This is a genomic window from Candidatus Thermoplasmatota archaeon (genome assembly GCA_022848865.1).
Lineage (GTDB): Archaea > Thermoplasmatota > Thermoplasmata > RBG-16-68-12 > JAGMCJ01 > JAGMCJ01.
The window spans coordinates 1-23,324 of the sequence record JAJISE010000032.1 but is presented as its reverse complement, the minus strand read 5'-3'; the positions used below and the strand labels follow the sequence as shown (position 1 = coordinate 23,324).

Annotated in this window: 27 protein-coding genes, 1 tRNA gene and 1 pseudogene; 15 read left to right on the top strand and 14 right to left on the bottom strand. The window is 58.1% G+C overall.

Going from position 1 to position 23,324, the window contains the following annotated elements; genetic code table 11:
• The 4 genes from LN415_06900 to LN415_06885 form a co-directional block, all read right to left on the bottom strand.
• Positions 1–693: site-specific integrase (locus LN415_06900; GenBank protein ID MCJ2556821.1), on the bottom strand; the 693-nt coding region annotated here is incomplete at its 3' end.
• 51 nt (positions 694–744) lie between these two features.
• Positions 745–819: transfer RNA gene (locus LN415_06895), tRNA-Arg, on the bottom strand.
• Between the two features lie 67 nt (positions 820–886).
• Positions 887–1,270 (bottom strand): glycine cleavage system protein GcvH, encoded by a 384-nt coding sequence (gene gcvH / locus LN415_06890; protein ID MCJ2556820.1) that lies wholly within the window; start codon positions 1,268–1,270, stop codon positions 887–889.
• 569 nt (positions 1,271–1,839) lie between these two features.
• Positions 1,840–2,514, bottom strand: a complete 675-nt coding sequence (locus LN415_06885; GenBank protein MCJ2556819.1) for a class I SAM-dependent methyltransferase — start codon at positions 2,512–2,514, stop codon at positions 1,840–1,842.
• Positions 2,515–2,577: 63 nt separating this feature from the next.
• On the opposite strand from LN415_06885, the gene LN415_06880 reads away from it, so the two are divergent.
• The gene (locus LN415_06880) at positions 2,578–3,651 is read left to right on the top strand and encodes an aminotransferase class I/II-fold pyridoxal phosphate-dependent enzyme (protein MCJ2556818.1); all 1,074 of its coding nucleotides are present in this window, start codon (positions 2,578–2,580) and stop codon (positions 3,649–3,651) included.
• Positions 3,652–3,656: 5 nt separating this feature from the next.
• Here the strand turns inward: LN415_06880 and LN415_06875 are convergent, their stop codons facing one another.
• Positions 3,657–4,313, bottom strand: coding sequence for an N-glycosylase/DNA lyase (locus tag LN415_06875; protein MCJ2556817.1), 657 nt, complete (start codon positions 4,311–4,313; stop codon positions 3,657–3,659).
• A 296-nt stretch (positions 4,314–4,609) separates the two neighbouring features.
• Here LN415_06875 and tfb point away from each other — a divergent pair, with 296 nt between their 5' ends.
• Entirely contained in the window at positions 4,610–5,542 is a 933-nt protein-coding gene (tfb, locus tag LN415_06870; protein MCJ2556816.1) for a transcription initiation factor IIB, read from the top strand.
• Here the strand turns inward: tfb and LN415_06865 are convergent.
• Complete coding sequence (locus LN415_06865; protein MCJ2556815.1) at positions 5,526–6,740, bottom strand: hypothetical protein; 1,215 nt, start codon at positions 6,738–6,740, stop codon at positions 5,526–5,528. The genes tfb and LN415_06865 overlap by 17 nt on opposite strands.
• A 92-nt stretch (positions 6,741–6,832) precedes the next feature.
• Between LN415_06865 and LN415_06860 the strand changes: the two genes are divergently transcribed.
• Positions 6,833–7,060: a NifU family protein gene (locus tag LN415_06860; GenBank protein MCJ2556814.1), complete on the top strand. Its 228-nt coding sequence runs from the start codon at positions 6,833–6,835 to the stop codon at positions 7,058–7,060.
• Between the two features lie 71 nt (positions 7,061–7,131).
• Here the strand turns inward: LN415_06860 and LN415_06855 are convergent, their stop codons facing one another.
• Together LN415_06855 and LN415_06850 are read right to left on the bottom strand one after the other, a co-directional pair.
• On the bottom strand, positions 7,132–7,293 hold the full coding sequence (locus LN415_06855; GenBank protein ID MCJ2556813.1) for a rubredoxin: 162 nt from the start codon (positions 7,291–7,293) through the stop codon (positions 7,132–7,134).
• 8 nt (positions 7,294–7,301) lie between these two features.
• Positions 7,302–7,802 (bottom strand): rubrerythrin family protein, encoded by a 501-nt coding sequence (locus tag LN415_06850; GenBank protein ID MCJ2556812.1) that lies wholly within the window; start codon positions 7,800–7,802, stop codon positions 7,302–7,304.
• On the opposite strand from LN415_06850, the gene LN415_06845 reads away from it, so the two are divergent.
• Entirely contained in the window at positions 7,769–8,734 is a 966-nt protein-coding gene (locus LN415_06845; protein ID MCJ2556811.1) for a heme o synthase, read from the top strand. The two genes, LN415_06850 and LN415_06845, sit on opposite strands and share 34 nt — an antisense overlap.
• On the opposite strand, the gene LN415_06840 is transcribed toward LN415_06845, so the two are convergent.
• Complete coding sequence (locus LN415_06840; protein ID MCJ2556810.1) at positions 8,731–9,639, bottom strand: proline dehydrogenase family protein; 909 nt, start codon at positions 9,637–9,639, stop codon at positions 8,731–8,733. The genes LN415_06845 and LN415_06840 overlap by 4 nt on opposite strands.
• Positions 9,640–9,830: 191 nt before the next feature.
• On the opposite strand from LN415_06840, the gene LN415_06835 reads away from it, so the two are divergent.
• The 3 genes from LN415_06835 to LN415_06825 are packed head-to-tail and all read left to right on the top strand — an operon-like array spanning position 9,831 to position 13,687.
• On the top strand, positions 9,831–10,622 hold the full coding sequence (locus LN415_06835; GenBank protein ID MCJ2556809.1) for an electron transfer flavoprotein subunit beta/FixA family protein: 792 nt from the start codon (positions 9,831–9,833) through the stop codon (positions 10,620–10,622).
• Positions 10,623–10,630: 8 nt separating this feature from the next.
• Entirely contained in the window at positions 10,631–11,611 is a 981-nt protein-coding gene (locus LN415_06830; protein MCJ2556808.1) for an electron transfer flavoprotein subunit alpha/FixB family protein, read from the top strand.
• A gap of 24 nt (positions 11,612–11,635) precedes the next feature.
• Complete coding sequence (locus LN415_06825; protein MCJ2556807.1) at positions 11,636–13,687, top strand: (Fe-S)-binding protein; 2,052 nt, start codon at positions 11,636–11,638, stop codon at positions 13,685–13,687.
• Here the strand turns inward: LN415_06825 and LN415_06820 are convergent.
• The gene (locus LN415_06820; protein ID MCJ2556806.1) at positions 13,682–14,935 is read right to left on the bottom strand and encodes a Glu/Leu/Phe/Val dehydrogenase; all 1,254 of its coding nucleotides are present in this window, start codon (positions 14,933–14,935) and stop codon (positions 13,682–13,684) included. The two genes, LN415_06825 and LN415_06820, sit on opposite strands and share 6 nt — an antisense overlap.
• A gap of 120 nt (positions 14,936–15,055) precedes the next feature.
• On the opposite strand from LN415_06820, the gene LN415_06815 reads away from it, so the two are divergent.
• Entirely contained in the window at positions 15,056–15,466 is a 411-nt protein-coding gene (locus LN415_06815) for a GIY-YIG nuclease family protein (protein ID MCJ2556805.1), read from the top strand.
• On the opposite strand, the gene LN415_06810 is transcribed toward LN415_06815, so the two are convergent.
• On the bottom strand, positions 15,412–17,712 hold the full coding sequence (locus LN415_06810; GenBank protein MCJ2556804.1) for a vitamin B12-dependent ribonucleotide reductase: 2,301 nt from the start codon (positions 17,710–17,712) through the stop codon (positions 15,412–15,414). The genes LN415_06815 and LN415_06810 overlap by 55 nt on opposite strands.
• 258 nt (positions 17,713–17,970) lie before the next feature.
• Here LN415_06810 and LN415_06805 point away from each other — a divergent pair, with 258 nt between their 5' ends.
• From LN415_06805 to LN415_06775, 7 genes are all read left to right on the top strand, one after another.
• Complete coding sequence (locus LN415_06805; GenBank protein ID MCJ2556803.1) at positions 17,971–18,348, top strand: DUF3198 domain-containing protein; 378 nt, start codon at positions 17,971–17,973, stop codon at positions 18,346–18,348.
• Positions 18,349–18,478: 130 nt separating this feature from the next.
• Positions 18,479–19,402 carry a GTP 3',8-cyclase MoaA gene (moaA, locus tag LN415_06800; protein ID MCJ2556802.1) on the top strand — a complete coding sequence of 308 codons (924 nt, stop codon included), beginning with the start codon at positions 18,479–18,481 and terminating at the stop codon, positions 19,400–19,402.
• Positions 19,399–19,644: a MoaD/ThiS family protein gene (locus LN415_06795; GenBank protein ID MCJ2556801.1), complete on the top strand. Its 246-nt coding sequence runs from the start codon at positions 19,399–19,401 to the stop codon at positions 19,642–19,644. Before moaA ends, LN415_06795 begins: the two co-directional genes overlap by 4 nt.
• Positions 19,645–20,013 carry a molybdenum cofactor biosynthesis protein MoaE gene (locus LN415_06790; GenBank protein MCJ2556800.1) on the top strand — a complete coding sequence of 123 codons (369 nt, stop codon included), beginning with the start codon at positions 19,645–19,647 and terminating at the stop codon, positions 20,011–20,013.
• Complete coding sequence (gene moaC / locus LN415_06785) at positions 20,014–20,445, top strand: cyclic pyranopterin monophosphate synthase MoaC (GenBank protein MCJ2556799.1); 432 nt, start codon at positions 20,014–20,016, stop codon at positions 20,443–20,445.
• The gene (locus LN415_06780) at positions 20,445–20,942 is read left to right on the top strand and encodes a MogA/MoaB family molybdenum cofactor biosynthesis protein (GenBank protein MCJ2556798.1); all 498 of its coding nucleotides are present in this window, start codon (positions 20,445–20,447) and stop codon (positions 20,940–20,942) included. The genes moaC and LN415_06780 overlap by 1 nt, the downstream gene beginning before the upstream one ends.
• Entirely contained in the window at positions 20,939–22,156 is a 1,218-nt protein-coding gene (locus LN415_06775; protein ID MCJ2556797.1) for a molybdenum cofactor biosynthesis protein, read from the top strand. The genes LN415_06780 and LN415_06775 overlap by 4 nt, the downstream gene beginning before the upstream one ends.
• On the opposite strand, the gene LN415_06770 is transcribed toward LN415_06775, so the two are convergent.
• The 3 genes and pseudogenes from LN415_06770 to LN415_06760 all read right to left on the bottom strand — a co-directional run.
• Complete coding sequence (locus LN415_06770) at positions 22,143–22,571, bottom strand: UPF0179 family protein (protein ID MCJ2556796.1); 429 nt, start codon at positions 22,569–22,571, stop codon at positions 22,143–22,145. The two genes, LN415_06775 and LN415_06770, sit on opposite strands and share 14 nt — an antisense overlap.
• A gap of 13 nt (positions 22,572–22,584) precedes the next feature.
• A pseudogene (locus LN415_06765) lies at positions 22,585–23,016 on the bottom strand (iron-containing alcohol dehydrogenase).
• A partial coding sequence (locus tag LN415_06760; protein MCJ2556795.1) for a hypothetical protein occupies positions 22,955–23,324 on the bottom strand: 370 nt, incomplete at its 5' end. The pseudogene LN415_06765 and the gene LN415_06760, both read right to left, overlap by 62 nt.

The following is a 23,324-nucleotide window of genomic DNA, read 5'->3' as shown; positions in this document are numbered from 1 at the left end:
ACGCCTGTTGAGGCTCTCTCCCTCCCTTAGCCTCTCTTCCAGATAGTCCTTCAGATGATCACAGCCCTCTTCGGAGAGGAAGGTGATGTACTTGTGTCCCGCCTTGCTGAGTTCTGGTCTCACGACGATCATGGCGGGCACCTCCATGAACTCCACGCCGTCTCCTCGGATTCGGAGCTCGGGGATGTCACCTATTCGAAGACCGTCGTCACCCAGATATGCCCCCAACGACTGGAGCCTCAGTCCCGAATGAGCCACCAGGGCGCAGGCAACTCGACTCTTCTTGTCTCCAGAGAGGAATATCTTCTTCAATTCTTGAGGAGTCGGAACTCTCTCATCCTTCAGCGTCGGAAACGTGTTTCCTGCTCTGATCTTTATCTTCTTTCTCAGCACCTTGTCGTTGTGGGTAAGCCATGATTTCAACGCCCTGACTATGGAGCCGATGTAAGAGCCCGCCTTCTCCTCTTGTTCAAGCATGCTGACGTAGTCCAGCAGAATACCATAGAGCTCCTTTTCGCTCTTCGCAGCAAGCTTCTTGGGAGTGAAATCCTGGGATTGACAGAAGTTACCGAGACGTCGAAGATACACATCGGCTGTAACGACAGAGCCTCTGGCATTGTTGTCATACCACCTACGGACCTCGGGATTCTCGAGCAGCTTTCTGTAGCATGAACCGCGTCCGCGTCGCTTCATGAAAATGCAATGGGTCTATGGGTATAAGACAGTTTCGAACCCCAAAGCGTACGGGCTCACGGGGATTCGAACCCCGGTCACAGGCTCCGAAGGCCTGCAGGATAATCCAGACTACCCTATGAGCCCAACGCTGAAAACATACCGCTGATAGTTATTCCTTTTGGTGAAGAAGGCGTGAACCGATAGCATCCGACTACTCTTCCAGGATTCCCGCATAGTCTTTGGCGGACATGAGGTTCTCGAGTTCCGCGGGCCCATCCAGTTCGATCACCGCAATCCAGCCGTCGCCATAGGGAGCTTTGTTGATCGTCTCGGGGCTCTCTTCGAGCACGGTGTTGTACTCGACTATCCTTCCGGCGAGAGGAGCGTATATTTCCGACACCGCTTTCACGGATTCAACGACGGCGATCTCGTCCCCGGCGTCCACGTGCTCACCCGCTCGGGTCATCTCCACGTAGACTATGTCCGTGAGCTCGCTCTGCGCGAAATCTGTGATCCCGACGACAACTCTGGTACCTTCCAGACGAGCCCATTCGTGGTTCTTGGTGTATCTCAAATCCTTGGGAATCTCCGCCATAACACTCACCGGGTGGACAGGAATTGTGGCCACTTCATATATTGATTTCGCATTGTGGCGGCGCTCCATTCACCGCGGACGGGCCCTTCCCTAGAGGGCGAGCTGCCCCTCATCCGCTCCAATCATACCTAGGTCCTGCCCCTGAGATCCTATAGACTTGCGCCGGAAATCCTATACAAATCCCATATGAATCCTATAAGAATCCTATATCCATCCTATAAGCATCCCATATACATCCTATATCCATCCTATAGGAATCCTTGTGGTTTCCTTGTGACATCCTCCTACCGTCTCCGGGGGGTTTTATCTTCTTTGCCTGCGCCCGCCTAATCGGAGAAGGCAGGGACAACCGGCTCTATCGGAAAAGCTCGTGGCATCCCATGAGGCTTCCCCAATTGACAAATCCGGCCTACTTCCCCCCGTGCAGCCATATCTTCCAGTTCAGCATCTTTCTGATGCGGACGACAACGACAATGATCACGAGGAGAACCAGGCCAATGACGAATACGAACGTGCAGAGGACGTCCGCGAATATCATGCCGAACAGGTCGGAGAAGAACTGGACTATGTCAATCGCTAATCACCTCCGCGAAGTAGTTGTCCCTGGACCTATGAAGCTTCCCGACCGATAGTCCGCTCCGCTCCATGAGCGATCTCAGCTCGTCCTCTCGGAACAGGTGGTAGAACCTGTCGATCTTCTTACCGTCGGGCATCGTCCAGGGCACGAGGATGTCACCGTTCGTGGCGGCTTCCGCGAGCCCCTCGAAGCGGGGCTGGTCGAGGGCCCAAACAGAGATTATTCCCCTAGACCCGCTCTTCAAGGACCGCCTCAGGGACTCGAGGCTCACCAGTCTCTCCGCGTCCGTGGGCAAATGATGCAGCGTCGCGATATAGATGAACCCGCCAAGAATACTCTCTCCGAGCGGCAGGCGGGAGCTGTCAGCGAGCACGAAGACCACCTTCCCGCCAAGCCCGGCCTGGTCGACGTTCCTTTCAGCGACAGATAGCATCTCGCTGGAGAAGTCGACCGCAAGAACCTTTCCCGCCTTCTCGGCCAGATAGGGGATGTGCCGTCCGTTCCCGCAGCCGATATCCGCCGCGAGGTCCATGGGTTCCAGGGACTCGACGAAATCCACGACCTCCCGCCAGGGCGACCTCCTCGTGAGGTCGAAGTGCTCCGCTATCCTGTCGAAGACCTCAGCGGTCCTGCCCTTCGATGCGTGGTCGACCATCCGCATAGGCATGGATTCAAGGCTGATTAAGATTGCCCGAGACAAGGTTAAAAGTCGAGGAGATGATGCCGCCTCATGACCCTCGATTTCCCGCCCTTCAAGCTTCTGTACTGGATCCTGGACAATTACGAGAAGGTGAAGTACGACCTCGCCTCCAGCAACATGCCACCCTACGTCCCAGACTTTGGCGGGAGGCTCGAGAAGGCAAACCTCGCCATGGGGAGCCTGACGGGCATCGAGGAGCTGAAGGACGCCATCTCGGACCTGAGCGGGGCCGGTCCCGAGAACATACTGGTCACGAACGGGGCGAGCGAGGCGAACTTCCTTGTCTGCGCTGCCCTGCTCTCTCGCGGGGACGACGTGCTCGTCGAGAGGCCTTTCTACGAGCCGCTCGCGTCCATTCCCCAGGGGCTCGGCTCCAGCGTCAAGTTCGTGGACAGGAAGCCCATCGACTTCCCGCTCGATCTGGCGACATTGGAGGATTCGATCACTCCCGCGACGAGTCTCCTAGTGATCACGAACCTGCACAACCCCTCGGGCGCCCAGATACCTGACGATGTCATGAAGGAGCTCTCCGAGACCGCCCGGGAGAAGGGCTTCCACGTTCTGTGCGATGAGATATTCATGGACTTCGCGCACTCCCCGTCCAGGAACGCTTTCTCCTTTGGCGGGAAGATGGTTTCAACCGTGGGCCTCTCGAAGTTCTACGGGACCGGAGGTTTCCGGGTCGGATGGATCCTCGCGGAAGAGGACATCTTGAGGAGATGTTGGCGGGTGAGGGAGCACATGGCGGTGACCTGCTGCAGCTTCGGTGAGCAGGCGGCCGTAGCGGTCCTGCAGGAACGGGAGAATGTCAAGGCGCGCAATCGGAGGATTCTGGAGGAAAACTCCCGCATAGTCGTCGACTGGGCAAGGGAGGAGGGCATTGAGATGACGCCGTGGGCGGGTGCGAATGTCTGCTTCCCCAGGCTCCCGCTCGAGAACACGCTCGACTTCTGCAAGCATCTCCTGGACAGGGAGGTGCTCGTCCCGCCGGGGGAGTTCTTCGGTCTCGCGGGACACGTCCGAATAGGGCTCGGTTGCGAGAGTTCGGTCCTTCAGGAAGGTCTGAGAAGGATTTCGGACACGCTGAGGGATTTCCCGGCCTAGTCGGGCTACCTGAATACCTCGCCCGTCTCCTGCGACCACAGGAGGAGGTCCAGATGCCCCATCGGGATGCCTATCTCCTCCGCGTAGGCCCTCATCTTCCCCTCGATTTCCAGGTACTTCTTCCTCGACATGTACGTAGGCATCGTCTCGATGACCCCCGCCAGCTCCAGGTTCTTGAGGATGTGCCTGTCCAGGATGGCCAGGTCCAGACCGAGCCCGATGTTGCGGAGGAAATGCGACGCTTCCTTGTAGCCAAGGCCCCTGACGTTCTTCGCGAGCCAGTCACGCAACCCCTCGACATCGAGGTGCCCGGTGAGCTTCTTCTTGATCTGGATGCGCCCCCCGCTCGAGAACTGCTCCCTGGCGGTGAGGATGTACCGCGCCTTGTTCCCGCTGAAGCGGACTCCGCTCAGCTCCGAGTGTATGTCGTCCTCGGTGCCGCCGTAAAGAGTGCCAGTCCTCTTCATCCCGCTGATGGCGCGGTCGCATGACCTCGCCCTCGACTGGGGCGTGCAGATGCAGAAGCAGAGCTCCGCGAAGACGTCCTCGTCGTCCTGCTCGAGGAACCTCTTGAAGTCATCGATCCGGTCTTCGATTATGACCTTCCTGGAGGAATACGACCTTCTGAGGTCCTTGACGCGCTTGAGATTGTAGGAAGACAAGTGAATACCGGCCAGATTCAGGCCATCAACGGTATTTAACGATTCTTCAGGAATCCTTCCAAGAGTAAGTCGTTGAGGACCTTTTCTGAATGTTCGAAAAGGGAAAGGCTGATAAAGGACAAGTGGATTGGGGGCGACAACACAATGACAACTACCCACGTTGTAACCCCACTCGGTGACAAAGGACTGCTTAAATGCTATCAGGACAGAGTAGTAACAGAAGGATGAGAATCCCCTCATAGGATTCGTATCACGATTGTGGAGGTCGATTGCGAGGGATCTAGGAGACAAACGTCATGGATGAACATATCGTTAGGAAGCAAGCTCCCGCAGAGGAGCGCGCATGTCCAGAGTGCGGCAGCGACCGCCTTGAGACGGACTATGTACGGAGCGAAGTGGTCTGCTCTGATTGCGGCTTGGTCATAGATGAGAACATCATAGATCATGGTCAGGAATGGACTTCTTATTCGCAGGAGGATTGGGCCAACAACGCCAGGACCGGCCCGCCGATGAGCTATCTCGTGCACGACAAGGGGCTTTCCACGGACATACCACAAGCCAATGTCGATGCGCAGAAGAGACGGCTCAGCATGAAGACGAAGCAGCGGTTCTATCGGATGAGGATGCTGCACAACCGCGTCCGGGCGGGAATCCCCGGCGGGAGGGGTCTGATAGAGGCTCTTAGGGAGCTTGACAGGATCTCCTCGACGCTCGGCCTGCCGCCCACGTTCAAGGAAGAGGCGGCCAGGATATACCGCCGAGCGAGGGAAGCGGGACTCGTCCAGGGAAGGAGCATCCGCGCTGTGATGGGCGCTGCGGTCTACGCGGTGTGCAGGCTCAATGATGTGCCCCGCACGTTCGATGAGATCGCGAAGGCGGCGAACGCAGACACGAAGGCCGTGAAGCGGGCCTACAACGCGGTCTCAAGGAAACTGAGCATCACCCTGCATCTGACGAGGCCGAAGGATTATCTGGAAAGGTTCGCCAGCAGGCTCGACCTGTCCAGGAAGGCGCGCTCAAAGGCACTGGAGTACCTGGACGCCGTCCCGGAGCTGGACGTCGTGTCAGGGAAGTCGCCCTTGGGCACGGTGGCGGCCGCGATATACATGGCTGCCGTCGAGGTCGGAGAGCACGTGACCCAGAGGGACATCTCCCAGATCGCTGGCGTCAGCGAGGTCACACTGCGGGCAAGGTGCAAGGAGATCGAGAGAGCTAGGATGGCAGGGTGACCGTCAACCGGCACTTGCCCGTGAGGCCCCCCCTGCACTCGTCCTCTTCGATTTCGCAGTCCACTCCCAGTTTTTCGTCCACGATCGCTTTCACGACATTCTCTGCGAAGATGCAACCGGCGCCCTCAATATGCTTCAGCTTCTCGCATTCGATGAAGTCCTCGAGGCGGATGGTCATGGGGTCCTCGCTGATTATCTCGATCCTGCCGAGGTCGTGATCCTTCCAGAACTCGCTGAGCTCGCCCAAGAGCTCCTTCTTGGTCTTCGACTTCATGGATGCGGCGAGGGCGATCCCCACCTCCCTTCCGAGGGCCTTGAAGATGGGGAGTATGTTCACGCCGAGCAGGTCGAGATACCTCTTCGTCAATGCCACGAGCGTGTCGGTGATGTTCGCCGACCCGGGAGAGAAACCCTCATTCCAGATGCTCTCGGCTATCGCCTTCATGGCGCCCACTATGCCCTCGTCGTCCGTCCATATGGCGATGTCGTCCCCGCGATGGACGACCTCATCGTTGGGAATCGGATGGCACAGCAACAGCTCCTCTGAGTCCTTGACGATGAAGTATATCGGCAGGTGCATATCGATCGTCCTGACGTCGATGTGTTCCTCGAGGATCTTCACATCCTCCATGGTTGTCGAGTCGACTGGGAAGGCGTACTTGAGGACCAGGCCCTCCTTGGACTTCTCCTCGATCCAAGGCAACCTCGCATGAACGAGCCTCGTCGGACTTGCCCATGAACCGACTGAGATCATCTCCTTCTTCGCCCCGTCGTACATTCTCGACAGGCGCTCCCTGACGTTCCTCCTGCCGTAAATGGCCTCGAACTTGCCCGCCTTGGCCACCTCGACCGTAGGTGTTATGGCGAACTCCAGCGAGAAGTCGTCCACGTTGGTCTCCAGTTCGCTAGCCTCGAGCCTCTTCCTCTCTGCGACCTTCTCGATGTATGCCTCGATGGGCACTGGCACGTACTTGGTCGGCTTCTCGGGGAGTATCTCAACGAGACCTTTCTCGTGAAGTTGGTTCATCGTGGAGTATATCCTTGTCCTCGGAACGCGGGAAAGGGAGGGCAGCTGACTCGCGATCGCCTTCCCCAGGTCGAGCAGGGTAAGGTAGATCCTAGCCTGATATTCCGTGAGACCAAGGTTCTGCATCTTTCTCAGCCTGTCTTCGTTTATGGGCATGCCAATCAATGGCACAACGGTTTCTCCCTTAAATATGTCACTCGGCTCAGTGACAGCGAAAGTTGAAATAACTGGAACGGAGTTATATCCCATACGGAGGTCTCAACGTGAGAGAGAAAATCCTAGACGTACTGGATAAGGAGATCCGTCCTGGCCTTCAAATGGACGGCGGAGACGTGGAGTTCCAGAACTACGATGAGAACAGCGGAGTCGTCTCCGTGAGGCTGAAGGGCGCCTGCGGGACGTGTCCCATGTCCACGCTGACCCTGCAGATGGGGATCGAGAAGGTGCTCAAGGACCGCATCCCAGAGGTGAAATCCGTAGTCTCCGTCTAGGCTGGGCCCTGTCTTTTTCTGATTGCTGCTGGAAGCTCGACGACGCGGGGGCTGTACACCCTGCAAAAGGGCTAGCCGAGTTGTACGAAATCTTCCTTGGGAGCCCCGCAAACGGGGCATATCCAGTCAGCCGGAAGGTCCTCAAAGGACGTTCCTGCCACGATTCCTGATTCAACATCTCCGGTTTCTGGGTCGTAGATGTAACCACATACTGTGCATTCCCACTTAGCCATCACACCACCTACATCTTGATGAACCTGTCCTTTGGTGCGTTGCAGAGAGGACACCGGTCCGGGGGCTCGCCCTCCATGGTGTAACCGCACACCGGGCAGATATGGTATTCCTTTCTCTCGAAGTCCTTGCCCGCCTTCATCGCTTCCAGGGCTTCAGAGTAGAGCCCCTCGTGGACCTTCTCCGCGGCCAAGGCCCAGGTGAAGGACCTTCCCGCCAACTTGTTCTCCTCGATGTTGGCCTGCTCGATGAAGTCGGGATACATCTCAACGGCCTCGTGCCTCTCGCCCATCATGGCCTCTTGGAGGTTCTCCTCTGTGGTCCCGATGGCACCGATCGCCCTCAGATGGTTCCACGCGTGGTAGGTCTCGGATTCGGCGGCGACGCGGAACAGCCTGGCAACCTCGGGAAAGCCCTCCTTTTCCGCTTTCAGGGCAAAGGCCAGATACCTCCTGTTGGCCTGTGATTCGCCTGCGAATGCGTCCTTCAGATTCTGGCCTGTCTCACTCATGCAATCACCACAGCGTTCGCAGACGGAAGAACAAATACAAGTACGTTTGCAAACATGATGGCGTCGAGATGAACCCCCGAGCGTACTTCTCGCTCACCAAGCCAGCGATCGTGGCGCTGCTCCTCTTCACGTCGGTCGCGATGATGCTCACCGCCCATTTCGTGGAGGAGGCCGACCCCGGTGTCGCGATATGGGTCCTCGCGATTCTCTCTGTGCACCTGACCACATCCGGGACCAATGCGGTCACGTGCTACATAGACAGGGACGTAGACAGGGCGATGGAGAGGACCCAGAAGAGGCCGATCCCGAGGGACCAGATCCGTCCGGACAGGCGGGCGGCGCTCTTTGGCGGGACGCTCGTCGTCGCGGGTCTCGTGCTTGCTGTGCCCGTGGGTCTCCTGTTCCTCTTCATCGGGATCCTCGGGGTCGTCGATACGGTCGTCGTCTACAGCGCGGGGCTGAAGAGAAGAACCTCTTGGAACGTCATCTTGGGCGGCTTCGGCGGCGGTCTCCCGGCCCTCGGCGGATGGGTCGCCATCACGGGGTCTGTGGATTTCATCCCGCTCATGGCGTTCTCCCTCGTCGTTGCATGGACCCCCGGCCACATATGGAGCCTGGCGCTCCTCCACAAGGATGATTACTCAAGGGCGAGAATCCCCATGCTCCCGGTGGTCACGTCCGAGAGGAGGGCGCTCAGGTGCATCGCCTCGACCACCCTGATCATGTTCGGTATCTCCCTGTCCCTGGCCTACTTTGGCGGGCTCGGTCCGGTTTACACGATCTCTGCCGTCCTCCTTGGCATCCCCGCCCTGGCGCTCGGCTTCCTTCTTGTGGCGAGGCCTACGGAAAGAAACGCGAAGCTGCTCTTCAAGTTCTCGAGCCCTTACCTCTTCCTGCTCTTTCTGGCGATGGTGATCGGGGCTTTGCTCTAGGGGAACCTATCCCACTTGAGAAGCTCCCTTATGGTGTTCCTTGCCATTTTCGGGTTCTCCTTGAGCCTCCTCATGCTGTAGGGGTACCAGTCCTCCCCGAACGGGACATATACCCTCATCTTGTGGCCTCTGGAGACTATCTCCCGGCGGGTCCGTTCCTTCACCCCGAGCAGCATCTGGAACTCGTAGTCCTTGGACGCGAGATCCAGCCTTTCGATCAGCCTCTCGGACGCGGCTATCAGCTCATCGTCGTGCGTCGCGATCCCGACGTAGGCACCCGCCTCGAGCATGATCTCCAACAGCGTCATGAAGTTCTCGTTTATCTCGCTCATCTTGTGATATGCGATCTCCAGTGGCTCCACGTAGATACCCTTGCACAGGCGGAAGTTCGCGTCCTGGGACGCTACGGCGCGAACATCGCTCTCCGATCTCTTCAGATAGGACTGGATGGCCACGCCGAGGTTACCGCGGCTCTCGCGAAGCCGTCTGTAGATGTCCAGCGTGTCCGTCGTCGTCGTGTGGTCCTCCATGTCGATCCTGACGAAGTTGCCGATCTCCTTGGCTTTGACCACGAGGCTGTCGATGTTCCCGAGACAGAATCCCTTGTCGACCCTGAGACCTAGATGTGTGGGCTTGACAGAGATGTTGGTGTCCAGGTTCTCGCTCTGGATGGCAGCGAGAGCTCTCATGTAGAGCGAGGTCGCCTCCTCGGCCTCCTCCCTGCTCTCCGCGTTCTCCCCCAGGACGTCAACGGTCGCACACGTGCCCTGGCCCGTCACCAGCTTGACGGTGGAGACGGCGTCCGCCAGGGACGCCCCCGCGACATATCGACCTGCCACGCGCTTCGTGATAGCCTTCGGAATCATGGGAAGTAGTGCAACTATGGCATCGTCGAAGAAGCTCACGCCGATCCTCCCGCCTCTGTCCCGATAGTGGATATGGACAATAAAAACCTAATGCACCCCTCCCGCCGAGGACCGATTGTCGAAATCCGAACTCGCGGTGGCGGGAAGACGTCAACGGCACGATGGCGGTACGGAGCTCCCGCCAAAAACGTTAAGAAAGCCATGGCTATAGCCATCAAACGGGGAGCCAAATGAACATATTGGTGTGTGTGAAGCAAGTCCCGGACACGGCAATAGCCATAAAGCTGGATGCGGAGCAGAAGAGCATCGACAGATCGGAGTTGACATATGTCGTGAACCCCTTCGATGAGTACGCTATCGAGGCGGGACTGCAGCTCAAGGAGAAGTACGGCGGGGAGGTCACGCTCGTGACGATGGGTCCCGACAGAGCGGATGAGGCGCTCAGGACCGGAATGGCCATGGGCGCGGACAAGGGCGTCCACATAAGCGACCCTGCGCTCGAGGGATCGGACACGCTCGTGACGGCAAAGGTCCTCGCAACTGCGATCAGAGGCCTGCCGTATGACATCGTCCTCTGCGGGAAGGTCGCCACTGACGACAACAGTGGCCAGGTGGGGCCGGCGCTCGCGGAGCTGCTCGGGATCCCGCACATATCGGGGGCGACGACGCTCGAAGTGGACGACGCCGCCAAGAAGGCGACCGCCACAAGGGAGATAGAGGGCGGGTTCATGCGAATGGAGGTCCCGATCCCGGCCGTCATCACTGCCGAGAAGGACCTGAACGCGCCGAGGTATCCCTCGCTTCCAGGAATAATGAAGGCGAAGGCGAAACCCGTGGACAAGAAGGACGTGGCATCCCTGGGCATGGACCCCTCATCCGTCGGCCTGGCGGGCTCGAAGATCCAGCCCATGGGGATGTCCCTCCCGCCGGAGAGAGAGGCGGGGAGGATCATCGAGGGTGAGGCCGAGGAGGCAGCCAAGGAGCTGGCCCGCCTCCTGCGTGCGGAGGTGAAGATCCTATAGGGGGTGCCATGATGAGGAACATATGGGTTTTGGCTGAACACACGGACTGCAAGCTGAAGAGGGTCACGTTCGAGCTCCTGACGAAGGGCAGGGAGATCTGTGCGGCGGTAGGCGGCACGCTCTGCGCCGTACTCATCGGGTCCGGCGTGGAGAGCATGGTCCCTGACCTGCAGAAGTGGACGAGCAAGGTCTGGGTTGTGGACCACCCCTCTCTGGAGAACTACACCCCGGATGCGTACGCGAAGGCCATGACTACGCTTTTCGAGAAGGAGAGGCCCATCATGCTGTTACTGGCCGCATCGAGCAATGGAAGGGACCTCGCTCCGAAGCTCGCGGCCCGCTTCGACGGCGCCTTGGCATCTTCCTGCACGGAAGTGGTGATGGACGGCGGCCGGCTCGTTGCGGTCCGCCCAGTACTGGGAGAGACGGCCTTCGTAAGGGTCGGGTTCAAGAGCCCGCTCCAGATCATGACTGTCCGCCCGAATGTGATCCCCGTTGCCGAGCCGGAGAGCCCGTCCAACGGGACGGTAGAGAAGGTCGATGTCACATTCGATGAGAAGGACCTGCGGACCAAGGTCCTCGAAGTCACGAAAGCAGCGGGGAAGGTCGAGCTCACCGAGGCGAGCATCATCGTCTCGGGCGGAAGAGGGATGGGGGGTCCTGAGAACTTCAAGATGCTCGAGGAGCTGGCAGACGTCCTGGGCGCGGCGATAGGTGCTTCCCGTTCGGCGGTCGACGCAGGATGGAGACCGCACTCCGAGCAGGTCGGACAGACGGGGAAGGTCGTCAACCCGACGCTGTACATAGCCTGCGGAATCTCTGGCGCGATCCAGCACCTGGCGGGAATGAAGACGTCCAGATGGATCGTCGCCATAAACAAGGACCCGGAGGCCCCGATATTCAAGATGGCCAACTTCGGAATAGTCGCGAATCTGTTCGATGTCGTTCCCAAGCTGGCGGAAGAGATCAAGGTGATGAAGACCGATTAGGTCGCCCTGGCGGGTGGTGACGGAATGGAGACGGTGATGAAGGACTTCTACTGGGTGCTGTGGATAGCCTCTGCCATAACGGTCGCGTTCTTTCTCTACGGAGTGTACAGGAAATGGAAGTTGGTCAAACTAGGCAGAAAGGAGGAGCGCCCCGGGATGTGGGGAACCCGCATAAAGGCCCTCCTGTCCTTTGGACTGATACAGAGGGGAACGCTCAGGGAGGCGTTCCCCGGCATATTCCATTCGTTCATATTCTGGGGGTTCATCGTTCTGGCGGTGGGGACATCGGTCGTGTTCACGCAGGAGGACCTCCTCGTCCACCTCCTCTTTGACGAACTGTTCCTCTACGGCGCCCTCGCGCTCGATGTGATGGGCATGGTCGCCATCTTCGGCATTCTGATGGCGCTCTTCAGGCGGTACGTCACCAAGCCGAAGAGACTGGACAACAGGAGGGAAGATGCGATCGTCCTGGTCGCTCTCCTTCTCATCCTCCTGACTGGATACATCGTGCAGGGACTGCGGATCGCAACTGATGACGTCGACAACATGGGCCCGCTCTGCAGGACGACGGCCGGGCTGACCGGTGAGGACATACTGGAGAGGTGCCAGGATCCCCTGTATTCCCCCGTTGGCCATGCCTTTGGGGGCTTCTTCCTCGCGGTCGGCATCTCGGGAGGCTTGGCCTACGATATCTGGTTCGGCATGTGGTGGTTCCACCTCGCGTTAGCGTTCGCCACGGTAGCGTACATACCATACTCCAAGCTCCTGCACATGATCGCATCGCCCTGGAACATCTTCTGGAAGAACACTAGGCCGTACGGAGAGATACCGTTGATAGACGTGGAGACGGCGGAGACGTTCGGCGTATCGAGGATAGAGGAGTTCACGCAGAAGCAGTTGCTGGACCTGTACGCGTGCACCAGATGCGGGAGGTGCCAGGACGCGTGTCCCGCCTCAACGACGGACAAGCCGCTCAGTCCGAAGAAGGTTCTCCAGGACCTGCGGGACCACCTCGACGAGGTCGGCCCGAAGCTGGTCGGGCTCAAAGAAGACAAGAGAGGCGAGGTGGAGAGACCGCCGATCCCGGGCGAGGTCGTGAAGGACGATGAGATATGGGCCTGCACAACATGCAGGGCATGCCAGGAAGTGTGCCCGGTCTTCGATGAGGTCTTGGACAAGATCGTGGACATGAGGAGGAACCTCGTCCTGATGGAGAGCAGGTTCCCGCAGGAGTTGATGCAGTTCTTCCAGAACATGGAGAGGAACTTCAATCCTTGGCCGATCGGATGGGACACAAGGGCGGACTGGGCGGAAGGCCTTGACATCAAGACAATGGTGGACTCGCCGACCGACACCCTCCTCTGGATCGGTTGCATGGCCTCCTTCGACGACCGGAACAAGAAGGTCAGCACCGCAGTGGCAAAGGTCCTCAAGAAGGCAGGCGTCAAGTTCTCCATACTCGGAACGGAGGAGAAGTGCTGCGGGGAGACACTGCGCAGGGTCGGGAACGAGTATCAGGCCCAGATGCTCATGAAGGAGAACGTAGAGATCCTGAAGAAGTACGGCGTGAAGAGGATAATCACCCCGTGCCCGCACTGCTTCAACACGTTCAAGAACGAGTACCCGCAGTTCGGCGGGGAGTACGAGGTCTGGCACCACACGGAGTTCATCGACAAGCTGGTCCGTGACGGCAAGATCAAGTTGAAGAAGACGCTCGATGAGAGATCCGCATACCACGACTCCTGCTATCTGGGCAGATACAACGACGTCTACGACCAGCCGAGGAGCATCCTGAAAGGCGTCTCCAAGCGCGGCCCGTCCGAGTTCGAGCGGACGAAGAACGAGTCCTTCTGCTGCGGTGCAGGCGGCGGGAGAATGTGGCTGGAGGAGAGCATCGGAACGAGGATAAACGAAGAGAGGACCCAGGAGGCCCTGGACTCGAAGCTGTCCCTCGTTGCCACGGCCTGTCCATACTGCCTTACGATGTTAGAGGATGGCCTGAAGGCTAAGGATGCGGTTGAAGGTGTGAAGGTGAAGGATGTAGCGGAGCTCGTTTCCGAGAGCTTGGGGTTATAGCATTCCTCTGAGCTTCATCACTTCGACGACCCTCTCGATCGCCACCAGGTAAGCGGCGGTCCTCATGTGGACGCTGTGCTTCTCGTGCGCGTCATAGACGTCATAGAAGGCCTTCGTCATTATCTTGTCCAGCTTCTGGTGGACATCGTCCTCCTCCCAGTAGTAGTTCATCGCGTTCTGGACGCCCTCGAAGTAGCTGACCGTGACGCCACCCGCATTGCACAGGAAGTCTGGGACCACGAAGTTGCCGTTCTTGTAGAGGATGTCGTCAGCATCCGGGGTGGTGGGTCCATTGGCCGCTTCGCCTATTATCTTGGCCTTCACATCGCCCGCGTTGTCCTTGGTGATGACATTCTCCAGCGCCGCGGGCATCAGAACGTCGACGTCCATCTCGAGCAGGTCCTTGTTGCTTATCTCCTCGGTGCCCTCGAACCCGCTGACCGCCCCGGTGTTGGTCTTCCACTCGACGATCTTCTTTGGGTCGATCCCGTCCATGTTCACAATGCCGCCGCGTGAGTCGCTGACAGCGACCGTCTTGCTTCCCACCAGCTCCTCCATGAGCAGCGCGCAGTACTGGCCTGCGTTTCCGAAGCCCTGCACCGCCACCGTCGCCCCTTTGAGGTCTACATCGAGCTTCTTGGCCGCCTCTCGGGTCGTGTACACGCAGCCCCGCGCAGTGGCGTCCCCTCTGCCCTCTGAGCCACCCACCGGAATGGGCTTGCCGGTTATGACCCCGGGAACGTTGTAACCGTGCAGTTTGCTAAACTCATCCATCATCCAGGCCATTATCTGCGGGTTCGTGTAGACGTCGGGAGCGGGAACATCCTTCGCAGGTCCGATTATCCTACCCACCTGGTCTATGTACGCCCTGCTCAGTCTCTCGATCTCACCGGGTGACATCTCTTTGGGATTGCAGATTATTCCGCCTTTGCCCCCTCCAAGAGGGATGTTGACCACACTGCACTTCCACGTCATCCACGCGGCCAGGGCCTTCACGGTATCCACGGTCTCGTCCGGATGATACCTTATCCCCCCCTTGCACGGGCCCCTGACGTCATTGTACTGACACCTGAAACCCCTGAAGGTCCTCAGACCTCCGTCGTCCATCCGGATCGTTAGGCTGACCTCCAACGTCCTCATGGGCTCCGCGAGAGCCTGATATATCTCGTCAGGATAGCCCAGCTTCTCTGTCGCGATCTTCAGCTGCCTCTGCGCTATCTTGAACGGGTTCAGTTCTTTCGTTGCCATTTCAGACACTCCTTTGGCTTGCACGCAACCGTGCAACTGCCCATGAAGACGATGGTGGATTTAACGTTTAGCACTCAGAAGGGGGAAAATGATTTCGGGTAGACCCTCGATACTCGGGCCGTGAAGGGCGCGTACGTTCTCCTCATCCGCCTTAGCGAGGACAGGGACATTAGGATAGGAGCGCTGGGCACGGTCTCCTTTCCCGCCGGATTCTACGCGTACACCGGCTCCTCGATGGTGAACCTGAAAAAGAGGGTGGAAAGGCACTTCCGCCAGGAGAAGAAGATGAAATGGCACATCGATCACTTCCTCCGCGAGGCGGAAATCGTGAGGGCCGTTCTATTTCCCTCGGATGAGAGGGAGGAGTGCGGCATAAACAGAAAGGTCTTCGAAACGGATCGTGGTACGATTGTTGCCAAGGGGTTCGGCTCGTCCGATTGCTCATGCGAGGCGCACCTGGCGTACTTCGGGAGGTTTCAACCGCACTTGGAGTACCCGCAGGAGCGGCAGACCATGCACCCGCCTTCGTGAACGAGGGCCGCTCCGCAGTCTGGGCAAACGCCCACGACGTTCCCGCTGAAGATAGGCTCGGGTGCGAACCTGTCCAGGGTGGTGGCCTCCTCTATGGGCTCGCCCGCCTCCATGGCATGCTTCCGCTTCATGTACCTCTCAAGGGCCTTCCCGACTGCGTCTGGGCAGGAGAGGATGATACCGCCCTTTCCCATCAGAGGAGAGGGGCAGCGGATCCCTTTGATCTGCCTGATGAGTGGCTCCACCCGGACCCCGGACCGTAGAGCGAGTGAGATGAGTCTCGCGACAGCCTCGGACTGGGACATCGCGCAACCACCGGACTTCCCCATCTGGGAGAAGACCTCGCACACACCGTGCTCGTCCTCGTTGATCGTCACATAAAGCGTCCCGCATCCCGTCCTCATTTTAATCGTGGAGCCCATCGTAATCGAGGGCCTAGGCCTCGGATGAAGCTTCCTTTCGGCTTCCTCCTTGGACTTCGTCGTCTGGCCAGTCGATAGGACCTGTGCGTCGCGGCTGCCGTCGCGGTAGACGGTGACCCCCTTGCAGCCGAGGTCGTATGCGAGCTTGTACACCCGGGATATGTCCTCCCTCGTCGCGCTGTTGGGGAAGTTGACCGTTTTCGATACCGCGTTGTGCGTATGTCGCTGGAACGCGGCCTGCATGCCGATGTGCCACTCAGGGGACACATCGTGGGCCGTCACGAACAGCTTCTGGATATGGTCGGGAACGTCGTCCATACCGTGGATCGAGCCCCTGTCCGCGATCTTCTTCATCAGCTCCTCCGAGTAGAACCCCTCCTTCATCGCCCTCTCCTTGAACAGGGAGTTTACCTCAACCAGCTTGTCGTCGTCCATGACCGTCCGTATGAACGACACCGCGAAGAGCGGCTCGATTCCGCCAGAACATCCAGCGATGATGCTGATTGTGCCCGTGGGTGCTATCGTCGTCGTGGTCGCGTTCCGCACCCTCTCCCCGCCGGGAACGTCGAAGATGCTCCCGGTGAAGTTCGGGAACACGCCGCGGGTCCTTGCGAGTTCCACGGATGCCTTCCTGGACTCCGTCTCGATGAAGCTCATGGCTTTCTCCGCCACGTCCGTCGCTTCTTGGGAGTCGTACCGAATCCCGAGCATGATAAGCAGATCAGCGAAGCCCATGACACCGAGGCCGATCTTCCTGTTCCCCTGGGTCATTTCCTCGATCGTCTCCAGTGGGTAGCTGTTCATGTCGATGACGTTATCAAGGAAGTGAACGGCCTTGTGGACCGTGTCCTTGAGCTTGCCCCAATCGATCTCACCGTTCACGACCATCCTTGAGAGGTTAATCGACCCGAGATTGCAGGATTCGTACGGAAGTAGCGGCTGTTCGCCACATGGATTCGTGCTCTCTATCACGCCCAGCTCCGGCGTGGGGTTGCCCTCATTCAACCGATCGAGGAAGATTATCCCAGGCTCCCCATTGGTCCACGCCATGTCGACTATGAGGTCGAATATCTCCTTCGCCTTCATCTTCCCGATTACCTTACGGTTCCGTGGGTTGATGAGTTCATACTCACCGTCCTTCTGCAGGGCATCCATGAATTCCTCTGTCAAGCCGACGGAGATGTTGAAGTTGGTTATCGCCGTGTTGTCTCGCTTGCTTGTGATGAACTGGAGTATGTCGGGATGATCCACGCGGAGTATTGCCATGTTGGCCCCCCGGCGGGTCCCCCCCTGTTTCACGGCCTCCGTGGCGGCGTTGAAGACCCCCATGAACGAGACGGGACCGCTCGAGACGCCTTTGGTGGAGAGGACAACGTCGTTCTTCGGGCGCAGCGCTGAGAAGGAGAAACCTGTACCGCCTCCGCTCTTGTGTATGAGGGCCGTGTCCTTGAGGGCTTGGAAGATGCTCTCCATCGAGTCCTCGATCGGCAACACAAAACACGCAGAGAGCTGCTGCAGATCCCGTCCGGCGTTCATGAGCGTCGGGGAATTGGGCACGAACTCGAGGGCCGTCATCATCTTGTAGAACTCTTTCGCTGTCTTCTCGGTGTCCGCGTGCTCGTCGTAGAGTCCGTCTGCATGAGCGATGTTCCGTGCGACCCTCACGTACATCTCCTGTGGGGTCTCTATCACTTCTCCAACATCGTTTTTCTTGAGGTATCTCCTTTCCAGAACCGCGATGGCATTGCCCGTGAGATCCGCAACGGGAGCCCATTCCTCACCCTTCTGAGCGATGGAATCATCTGATGAGCCTGAGTGAGTCATCCCCATACTGATAGTGCCTCCTCGATAAATAGGGGTTCGAAAACCTCTATGAGGGGATATAGGACATCACGATAAAAGGGTTTTCGAGGGGCCCGTCGGATCCTGCGTTCTTGCAGTACTAGTGACTTTGTGATGTTCCATGCCTCGGTGCGCGATTTCATACAATTGCCCCCACCGGGACCCCTTCATTTCCACTGGAATAGCAGAGCGGGGTCCTACAACAATCTTTTTCTATGAAGTAGCGATTCTCTCATTCAGATGGTTAAGATTCTCCAGGAGTTCAAACTCGAGCTATCAGCCCTTTTCCTCATATTGGGAACATTCCTCACAGTAATCGTGATCACAGCCAATTTCTTTCCTGACACGAGTCCCGACCTCCTCCAACGTGTGCATACAGATGTCGGAGGCTGGTTGGTGTGGTTGGATGTAATCGCACCCATAATGTTGCTGGTGGCCGCCTACTACTTCGTCGCAACGCTCAGGATGTCAAGAGAGTTCGAGAGATTGATTGACACGAAGAGCAAGGCAACATTCATAAGGGATCAGGACAGAATCGAGGAGCTTGCCTTCTACCTAACAGAGGGACATAGGAAGACATTGGTAGAGAAGAAAGAGGAGCTAGACATCAGAAGATGACCGTCCTCTCGGGCACTGTAGTATCAGCGCTTCTCGTGCTAGTTACAGAAGAACCCGATCCCATCTCCACAGGAAACGAAGGGGTCTCCCATACGAAAGGTTTATTCTCTGGACAAACATCTGAAACCCGATGCGTGACACCTTTGGAAGACGCGTTACAAGCCTCAGGCTCTCCGTTACGACGGGATGTGACCAGAGATGTTTCTACTGTCATCATGAAGGCCAATCAACATCAGACGCAGAGATGACCGCCGAAGAGATTCGTAAACTCCTCGAAATCGCACGTGCCGTGGAAATCAAGAAGCTCAAAATTACTGGAGGTGAGCCGCTCATGAGAGGGGACATAGTCGAACTCGTGCACACTGGGGCGGAGATCTTCGATGAGGTCTCTATGACGACGAATGGCACACTTCTCGCCTCTCGGGCAGAAGATCTGAAACAGGCGGGCCTGGACAGAATAAACGTGAGTCTGGACACGCTGGACCCGAGGCTGTATGAGGCAATTACCGGGGCAGATGAGATAGACAGCGTCATTCACGGGATCGACAGAGCTATCGAGGCGGGTCTCAGACCCCTCAAGATAAACATGGTGATGCTCAATGGCATGAACATCTCACACCTGCCACAGCTTCTCGATTTCGCAAGCTCAAAAGGGGCGATTCTACAGCTAATCGAGCTGAGCCCCGTGGACGGAAATGGCGGTGACGGACTCAGGGGGTACTTCTGCCCGCTCGGTGAGATAGAGAGCTCCCTCGCGGCGTGCGCGACACGCCTGGAGAGAAACGAGCTTCATGATCGGAGGAGGTACACAGTTCCCCACAACGGCTCCACAGTTAGTGTAGAAATCGTGAGATCTGTCGGAAGGGAAAGCTTCTGCATGAACTGCACCCGCATCAGGGCCACCTCGAACGGCATGCTGAAACCCTGTCTGATGACCGGTGACGGAATGATAGACTTCCTCTCCCCGCTTCGGGCAGGAGCCTCGGATAGCGAGCTGCTCGCCCTGTTCGAGGAAGCGATTAGGAAGCGGAGACCTTACTGGGTGGCCAAATGAGGATACACTTGAAGTTGTTCGCGACCTTCCGCGAGGTTGTCGGTGAGAGGGACATTGTCATGGAGGTTGGAGCAGGCTCAACGGTGGAGGACATCGTGACCGAGCTGTTGGGCACGTATCCGAGACTGAAGGCTCACAGGGACTCCATGATTTACTCTGTCAACAAGGAATATGCCGACCCAGGCGCAACACTTAGTGACGGGGATGAGGTCGGGATCCTACCGCCAGTGACCGGTGGTTGATTGATATCCATTCAGAACGAGGACATCTCTCCCGAAGAGATAATCAACGCGTTGAGGGCCCCTGAGGCAGGGGCCGTGGTGAGCTTTCTTGGCGTCGTGAGAAGGGATCCGGACGTCGCCTCGGGGCTTGAGGTCGAGGCATACGAAGAGATGGCCATGGAAAGGCTGAGGGAAATAGCCAAAGCCGCAAAGAAGCGGTTCGAGATCCTGGACATTGCCATCGTCCACAGAATCGGGAGGCTCGCCTTGGGCGACAATATCACATTCATCGCCTCATCCGCCGCGCACAGGTCCGACGCCTTCGCCGCGACAGAGTGGGTGCTAGAAGAGGTTAAGAGGACCGTTCCTTTGTGGAAGAAGGAGATATAGATGGGCGGAATGGTTGATATTCAGGACAAGACCAGTACCAGCCGCGGGGCGATTTCGGAGGGCTTTCTGCTACTCAGGGACGGGACGCTAAAGGCAGTTCGGGCGGGCCGGACGAAGAAAGGCGACCCAGTGAAGACCAGCGAGGTGGCCGCGATCCAGGCGGTCAAGGACACACCCCGGCTCATCCCGTTCTGTCATCCGATCCCCCTCACGAACGTGGCGGTCGAGCTCGAGGTCCTGGATGACAGGGTGCGATGCGAGTGCCGGGTCAAGGCACACTACAAGACGGGGGTCGAGATGGAGTCCCTGGTCGGCGTCACCGTTGCTCTCCTCACGTTCTGGGACATGGTGAAGTATCTTGAGAAGGATCAAGCGGGGCAGTATCCCCATACGAGGATCGAGGGCATAAGGGTAATCTCAAAGGTGAAGTGATGGGTCTCGAGGAGCACAGGAGGAAAGGACCGGAGAAGGTCAGATGCGCCATCATCGTGACCAGCGACACCAGGGAAGCTCAAACGGACAGATCGGGCAGCACGATAAACCAGCTTCTCCAGGACGCAGGCCACGAGGTAACAGATTACAGGATCGTCCCCAACAGCGCGACGTCCGTCGCTGACGCTCTGGAGGCGGCCTTGGAGAGTTCCCAGGTCGTAGTGGTCAGCGGCGGGACCGGGGTCTCCAGGAAAGACATCACGGTCGACGTCGTCGAGCCCCTTTTCGAGAGGAGACTTAGCGGGTTCGGTGAGCTCTTCCGACACCTCAGTTACCGTGAGATAGGCTCCGCCACCATCGTGAGCAGGGCCGTCGCCGGCACGATCGGGACGACGGTCATATTCTGTCTGCCAGGTTCAGAGGGCGCGGTCAAGCTGGCGATGAGGGAACTAATCCTGCCCGAAATATCGCACATCGTGGGGGAACTCGAGAAATGATGCGCCCCTTCAGCAAGCTGTTGTCCTTCGAGGACGCCGAGACGATCATGCTCAAGAGCGTCAGGCAGGTCGAAAGGAAGGAGGAGATATCCATCGGAGACGTTGGCGGGCGGGTCCTGGCTCGGGAGATAGTCTCGGATATGGACGTGCCGCCCTTTGACCGCTCGGCGATGGACGGGTTCGCCGTGAGGGCAGAGGACACGTTCCCGGCGGGAAAGTTCGATCCCGTGGAGCTCCGCGTTGTTGGGAAGTCACTGGCGGGGCACCCATCTGGCGCAGTCGTCAAGAACGAAGAGTGCATCGAGATCGCGACCGGCGCCAAGCTCCCTGACGGCGTGGATGCAATCGTGAAGGTGGAGAACACCGAGGTCACGGACGACACCGTCAAGATCTTCGCACCCGTCCACCCTGGTCAGGATGTTTCCAAGAGGGGCGAGGACATCAAGGCAGGTCAAAGCGTCATGAAGCCTGGGGCGTATCTGGACCCGTCGAACGTCGGCGTTGCTGCCGCCCTGGGGATCGAAAAGCTAAGCGTCTTTGAGCGGCCTACAGTTGCCATAGTCCCGACGGGGGCCGAGATCGCGCCACCTGGAGCGGATCTGCAGGAGGGTCAGGTCTACGACATCAACACCTACACGCTCTCCCAGGTCGCTCTCCTGAACGGCTGTATGCCCCGCCCCTGGGGAATCGTTTTGGACGAACTCGAGGCCTTGCGGAAGGCGCTCCATGAGGCACTCTCCGAGGATCTTGTCCTCTTCTCTGGCGGGAGCTCCGTGGGCGAGACAGACATCCTCGTGGACATCCTCAAAGAACGGGGGGAGATACTGTTCCACGGCATTCAGGTGAAGCCCGGGAAGCCGACGCTCTGCGGGGAGGTTGATGGCAAGCTTGTCGTGGGGATGCCTGGCTATCCAGCGTCCTGTCTGACGAACGCCTACACGCTCCTCGCTCCTGTACTCAGAAAGATGGCAAGGGTCCCGCCGGAGAACGAGCGCCATATGGACGTTCCGATTTCCAGACGGGTCGTCTCAAGTCTGGGCAGGCTGCAGCTGCTCACGGTCAGAATCGAGGAAGAAGAGGCGGTACCGGTCTACAAGGAGTCGGGGGCCATCACCAGTCTCGCGGATGCAGACGGCTACATTGAGATTCCGATAAACACGGAGCTCGTCGAGAAGGGAGAGCTCGTTCGCGTTAAGCTCTTCAGGCCAGTTTGACCATCTTGAGCGAGCGCTTCCGAGGACACTTGACCTTCTTCTTCACTTCAATGATCGTGACCTTCTGGCGGTCTTTCAACCCCAGAGGATGACAGAGCCGATAGTGCTCGCAACCGATTTCCCCACATTCTGGGAACTCAAGTGTCACCGTAGAGCCCTCGACCGCGGTCTTCGTATTGACGGTGGCATCGATGGGGACAATCTCCACCTCGACGACACGTACGCCGTCCTCATGGACTCTGCAGCTGTGGTGCAACCTCCTCACTGAACTGATCCGATATCTCTTTCCCGCTTCGAGGTTGAAGCAGACTCCCTTGAGCCTGCAGTCTTTGCACTCAGAAAGGGGCCCACTATACACAAACTCGTTTCCTTCTTTGACCTGCCTTTCGCCGATGAGAGTGACTAGGACCATCATCTTTCACCCCCTATTAAACCACTTTCGTGATCGAGGCCAGATGTTCTGCGGCCTCGTGGGTCAGCCCTCCATCGCCGAGGATCGTGTATCTCTCCTTGTTGACCTCGTGTGCGTGAACCAACGCCTCGATTATCTCGTCGTCCGTGACGCCGAGACTCCGGGCGGTCGTAGGCGCGCCGATCGTGAGCAGCGCCTCTCGAATCCTTTCCCAATCCCCGCCATGAAGGTACATCATCATGATCGATCCCACGCCGCACTGTTCGCCGTGAAGTCCTGGTTTTTTCGCTAGTCTGTCCAGGGCGTGGGAGAATTTGTGTTCTGACCCGCTCGCGGGACGTGAACTTCCCGCTATACTCATTGCGACGCCGGAAGATACCAACGCCTTAGCCACAAACCAGGCGGATTCCTCCAACCTGGGTTTGATTGATCCTGCATTCTCGATAAGTGAAGGACGGATAACCCACGAAGTTCCACCCATGGCCCAGTTCGATCTGCGTCACCTCGGGAACGAGACCCGCCACAACGAGGTCATCTGGTTTGACGATGTCGATCCAGAAGCCCATCGTGTGGTCAATGTCGAACAGAGTGCGGTATGTCTTGAATGTCCAGTATGATTTCCAGTGACCGCTTTGATCGGATGATTTGTAGTAGCGTACGTGCCTGTAGCTTCCTTCCAGAGTCCGCAGAACGACCTCCAGTGTCGTGTCCTCCTGCACGAGCGGGATAGAGGCTATCTGCTTGCCCGTTTTGAAA